Genomic DNA, 5,276 nt, shown 5'->3' with positions numbered 1-5,276 from the left:
TTGCAATGTCCAAACCAGCGACCGGAAGGTAAACGCCCCGGAACGGGTTTTGATTTACAATTTTTAATTCTTAATTTTGAATTCCAGAGGAATGCATTCAAATAAAAAGAAAGGGGTGGTGCCGATATCGACACCACCCCTTTCTTTTGTTTGTTGGATAATTATCTCAGTTTATTGCGTCTATCAAAACCGGATCTTCGGTCTTCACCGGATCTCCTCTCAGGGGAATGCTCGGCATATGAGAATACCCGCCTGTCACCTCCTAAACGTCTGCCATCATTATCCTGTGATATAGTAGTTGTCTTCATGTTGCACTTATTTGCCAAATTTCTTTCTGGTGACGCCTGCAAGGCCTAAGATACCGAGACCGAAGAGAAGCATTGTGGCAGGTTCTGGTACTGGAGCTGGGGTAGGGGCGCCACCTAAATTAGTAATGGTTGCTGTGACTATGGCGTCTGAACCAGCGCCAATTGCGAATCCATCTAGCATTGCAATCCTTACAACATTTCCATCTGCTAAAGTAAAGTCTTGTACAGCATTATCCCAGGAAAATATACCAGCTGAATAAGTACCCCCACCAAGCCACCACGGTAAGGTTACCGTTCCCCAACCACCAGAACCATCACCGCCAGCATTTAAATCAGGCGTATCAAAATTGAGATTAGCTTCTAAGTCAAACGAACCTATCCCGCTTCCTGTTACAGCAAAAGTAAAAAAATCAATAGTATTAGAAGCATTATCAGCTAAAGTAAAGTTAGCCATAGTAGATAGAGATGCTGCCAGGGTAGCAGTAATAGATGTACCATCACCAAATATCCAAGGTCCAATTTGAATCCCTGTATCAATGTCAGTGAAGTTAACATAAGAATCAGGGGCCCCATCTACATCAAAAGTTATAGGTGTCGCACTAGCACTACCCGCAACCACAAATACTAAAAACAAACCGGTTAACAAACTTAAAAACTTTTTCATAAAAATCTCCTTATTATTTTTGTTAAAGATAACCAGGCTGTCTCCCCACGAGATCCTTTGGCTTTCCGTCCCTGTTTCACAACAGGCTTGGCTTTTTCAACATAATTTTAATTAAGGAGACATGCAAAAAATGTACCTTGCCGTAAGACGTCAAGAAGCCCTATTGACGCGTATAGGTATTTTTGCCTAGGAAAAAAATGTAATAATAATTGAGAAAAAAATTACCACATTTGTGTAAACTTTTTCCTAGAGAAAAAAACTCGCACAAAAATATCAAGACACAAAGCGAATTATACCCTTTGTGCCTTGATATTTTTGTGCGAGTTTCTATTCTAATTTAGTGATTTTCTTCCTGCCAACTCCTGCAAGACCTAAAAGCCCCATACCAAAAAGAATAATAGCTGCCGGTGCGGGGACCGGATTGGTAATTTCAACCATATAATCTTCTACTTCGCCATCAAATGCAGCACCGTCATAATTCAATCCTCCAGTTGAATTCAATCTAAATCTTGCGTATGTGAAACCTAAAAATGCTGAAATGGGAATATCTAAAGAAAGGGTGTTTATTCCAGACGCTAAAGAGATGTCATGAAAAATCCACTCACCAGCATCACCCCAATCTCCATCCCCATTAAAATCTATCCAGGCGTTTAAAGTACCGGCTAAACTTGAAGTGACACCAATCCACGCAGTACTTCCCTGTACCAATTCATTTGGAAGCGCAACACCATCATCAAAATCTGCATCTGCAAAAGAGCTGGGTTGTCCGTCAAATTCATCACTTACACCAAAGCCCAGATAAAGGCCTGAGATCCCATGGAATGCACCACCACTTGCCCAAAGTGTTGAATACGTGTCAGGGGCATCCCCATAGTCATCCATACTCACACATGCTGTTGCAGGAATTGTTCCTGAAACAAAAACTAAAATCAGACCTGATATCAAAATTAATAAAGAATTTCTCATCAGACTATCTCCTTTATAAAAAATAATTCATATATTATCGGGTTCATTATATCAATGCTCTATAATTATGTAGATTATGCAGAATTTATGCCACAATGAGTCAATATCATCAAGAATACCTTAGAATAAGGCTTTAGGCCAAATTGAGCTTTTTTATTAAAATAAAAAATGTGGAATAAATGTAATAATTTATGTAAAAAATGTAATAATATCACATTTTTTGTATAAAACTTTACCCATTCAAAATTCAGGGAAAATAATTACATTTCATGGACAAAAAAACTACTGTTGTCTTGGTGCGAGAATAATAATTATAGAAATCCGATTTTGCCGGAATTGCAACAGATCACTTATTATTTAATTAAATTCATGGCAGTGTATAATGGCTGGAAAACAAATTTTTGTTCTAAAAGCTCTGAATAAGGTCTTTGTGAAAGAACACAGGCTTTGGAAATATCAGGAAAGGTTTTTAACAAAAGATGCAGACTTTTAAGCCTTCCTGCTGATCCGCTTTTAACTTCTACAGGAAGGACCTGGGCATTATTTTGAAGTAAGTAGTCAACCGCGGCATTGCTGCTTTTTGCATCCCGTGCCCAGTAATATAATTGCTTGTCACCATATGCCAGCAGTTCCTGACCAACAAACTGCTCTGCCAGGGCGCCATTATAAATATTTAACAAATCTTTTTTATATATTTCCTCGCTGATATTTAATCCGCATAAATACTGCATTAATCCAATATCAACAATTAATGCCTTGAATTTACGGTCAGAAGCCAAAGCTCCCAGAGGCAACCTTGCCAAAGGAGTGGAAGGAATTTTATAAATAACGCGTGCCATGTTTAAAAGGTCAAAAGCCTTTTTATTGGTTGGCGGGGTAAACCCGTCGGCAAGGCGGGTGTATTTTATCGGCTGCCCTGCAAAGCGCGCTGTATTGGTAAGTACAGAGTTTAAACATTGCTTATCAGAATAGGGAGCATATTTGGAAAAATCAGCTCGATATGCTTCAATTAATCCTTCCTGAACATTAAACACTTTTTTCAATTTATTTGTATTGCGATATGTTTTTACACATTCAGGCATTCCACCGATAAAAAAATATAATCTAAGCTGTTCAAGAAACATCTCGTGGATAGTCTCACTGAAATCCCTGTTTCCATCATTGGTACCTGAAATAAGAGTTTTTGCCATTATATCTTTACCAAGTCCATATAAAAATTCTGCGAAAATCATGGGATACATATTCATGAACTGAACCCGTCCCACTGGAAAAGAGATTTCTTTAAGGGCAAATTCCAAAAGTGACCCTGCGGCAATTACCTTAAGCTCAGGCAGATCTTCATAAAAATAGCGTAAAGACATAATGGCTCTGGGACAGCTCTGAATTTCATCAAAAAATAGAAGATCTCTGCCTGGAGTTATAGATTTATTCAATAATAGTTCAAGTTCAGATATGATTCGTTTTACATTGAGATTTTTGTCAAATATTTTGTGCCGGTCAGGATATTTTTCAAAGTCAACAATATGGATTCTATTGTTTAAATGTTGGACTGCAAATTTTTTAACAGCCCAAGTTTTTCCCACCTGGCGGGCACCGCACAATATTAATGGTTTGCTGTTTCTTTCATTATGCCAGTGCAATAATTTGTCTATTATGAATCGTTTCATTTTTTAAGCCCTTTTAATATACAAGGTAAAACTTTCATCAGACCAACACCCCACTACCAGGAAATCATTGAATTTGTTCCGCTGCCTTTGTGCCTTGGTGTCTTTGTGCGAGAATAATAATGGAAATTATGGTATAATCCCAAGTATTGATTAAATGATAAATTCTAAGGAGACGATATGCCGGGTATTTATGAAATTTATGTAAAAGACCATTTTTCCGCAGCCCATGCGCTGAAAGGATATGACGGGAACTGTGCTAACATGCATGGACACAATTGGATTGTTGAAGCCTATATTCAGTGTACAAAATTAAATAAGCTGGGTATTGGCGTTGATTTCAGGGATGTTAAAGGTGTTGTCAAAGATATATTAAGTAAACTGGATCATACCACTCTCAATGATGTGGCAGAGTTTGGCAGCATTAATCCGACATCTGAGAATATTTCCAAATTTTTATATACCGAGATTTCCCGCCGTTTAAACACTGAACATATAAATGTCCGCAAAGTGATGGTATTTGAAAGCCCGGGATGCGGGTCTTCCTATCAGGAGGTGTAATTGCAGCTTGATGTTTGCGAAATATTTTACAGCCTTCAGGGGGAATCTACCTTTATGGGGCTGCCCTGCATTTTTATACGCCTTTCCGGATGCAATCTTAATTGCTCCTGGTGTGACACGCGCTATGCAGAGAAAGAATCATATTCAATGACTTTTGAACAGATCTTAAAAAAAATAACTGCTTTTAATTGCAACATGGTTGAGGTCACCGGTGGCGAACCCCTGTTGCAGAAGGATACGCCTGATCTGATATCCCTGCTTTTAGAAAAAAACTATCAGGTTCTCCTTGAAACAAATGGCAGTAAACCCATTAAGAACATCCATCCAGACTGCATAAAAATTATAGATATCAAGTGTCCCTCCAGTAACGAATCTGACAGTTTTTTATTTGAAAATATCAATTTTTTAACTGACCATGACGAAATCAAATTTGTCATTGGGTCCCAAAAAGATTATGAATTTGCAAAAGTCATTATTGAAAATAAATTATCCGGGATATCGCAAAAAAAAATTCATCTTTCACCGGTTTTTGGACAAATCTCACCTGAGGTCATTGCCGCCTGGATGCTTGAAGATAATCTTCATGCCAGGCTTTCCCTGCAGCAGCACAAAATCATATGGCATCCGGATAAACAAGGAGTCTAAAATAAACACATGACAGATAAAGCCATCGTACTTTCCAGCGGCGGTATTGATTCCACCACTGCAATGGCCATTGCAAAATCAAAGGGTAAAGAAATTTATGCCTTAAGTTTTAAATATGGACAAAGACATTTAATAGAGCTTGAGGCTTCCAGGAAAGTTGCCAAATCCCTCGGAGCAAAGGTCCATAAAATTATTGATATTGATTTAAGGCAATTTGGCGGTTCTGCCCTTACCGATGAAATAAATGTGCCCAAGCATGATACGCTGGATGGAATCAAGAAAGGAGAAATCCCCATTACCTATGTTCCGGCCAGAAACACCATTTTTCTTTCCTATGCCATGGCCTGGGCAGAAGTTTTAAAGGCAGCATCCATTTATATTGGCGTTACTGCCGTGGATTATTCGGGTTATCCCGACTGCAGGCCCGCCTTTATTGAGGCATTTGAAAAAATGGCCAATCTTGCCACT

General features: G+C 38.6%; 6 protein-coding genes and 1 riboswitch. Of the genes, 3 read left to right on the top strand and 3 right to left on the bottom strand.

Features of this window, described 5'->3' with window-relative positions; genetic code table 11:
- Positions 1–315 precede the first annotated feature (315 nt).
- The 3 genes from K8S13_RS16035 to K8S13_RS16025 form a co-directional block, all read right to left on the bottom strand.
- Positions 316–972 carry a PEP-CTERM sorting domain-containing protein gene (locus K8S13_RS16035; RefSeq protein WP_291464022.1) on the bottom strand — a complete coding sequence of 219 codons (657 nt, stop codon included), beginning with the start codon at positions 970–972 and terminating at the stop codon, positions 316–318.
- 24 nt (positions 973–996) lie between these two features.
- Positions 997–1,074, bottom strand: a riboswitch (cyclic di-GMP riboswitch).
- Positions 1,075–1,299: 225 nt separating this feature from the next.
- Positions 1,300–1,938 carry a GEVED domain-containing protein gene (locus tag K8S13_RS16030; RefSeq protein WP_291464020.1) on the bottom strand — a complete coding sequence of 213 codons (639 nt, stop codon included), beginning with the start codon at positions 1,936–1,938 and terminating at the stop codon, positions 1,300–1,302.
- 353 nt (positions 1,939–2,291) lie between these two features.
- Positions 2,292–3,605, bottom strand: coding sequence for an AAA family ATPase (locus K8S13_RS16025; protein ID WP_291464019.1), 1,314 nt, complete (start codon positions 3,603–3,605; stop codon positions 2,292–2,294).
- A 177-nt stretch (positions 3,606–3,782) separates the two neighbouring features.
- On the opposite strand from K8S13_RS16025, the gene queD reads away from it, so the two are divergent.
- The 3 genes from queD to queC all read left to right on the top strand — a co-directional run.
- On the top strand, positions 3,783–4,163 hold the full coding sequence (queD, locus tag K8S13_RS16020; RefSeq protein WP_291464017.1) for a 6-carboxytetrahydropterin synthase QueD: 381 nt from the start codon (positions 3,783–3,785) through the stop codon (positions 4,161–4,163).
- Positions 4,164–4,808, top strand: coding sequence for a radical SAM protein (locus K8S13_RS16015; RefSeq protein WP_291464015.1), 645 nt, complete (start codon positions 4,164–4,166; stop codon positions 4,806–4,808).
- A gap of 9 nt (positions 4,809–4,817) precedes the next feature.
- Positions 4,818–5,276 (top strand): 7-cyano-7-deazaguanine synthase QueC (queC, locus tag K8S13_RS16010; RefSeq protein WP_291464014.1); only part of this gene is annotated, 459 nt, incomplete at its 3' end.

This window comes from Desulfobacula sp., assembly GCF_021107415.1.
This window is presented reverse-complemented; position numbering and strand designations above follow the sequence as displayed.

Bases quoted from the DNA above. Each gene is read 5' to 3' on its own strand.
- K8S13_RS16035 (WP_291464022.1), bottom strand. From the start codon at position 972: ATGAAAAAGTTTTTAAGTTTGTTAACCGGTTTGTTTTTAGTATTTGTG.
- K8S13_RS16030 (WP_291464020.1), bottom strand. From the start codon at position 1,938: ATGAGAAATTCTTTATTAATTTTGATATCAGGTCTGATTTTAGTTTTT.
- K8S13_RS16025 (WP_291464019.1), bottom strand. From the start codon at position 3,605: ATGAAACGATTCATAATAGACAAATTATTGCACTGGCATAATGAAAGA.
- queD (WP_291464017.1), top strand. From the start codon at position 3,783: ATGCCGGGTATTTATGAAATTTATGTAAAAGACCATTTTTCCGCAGCC.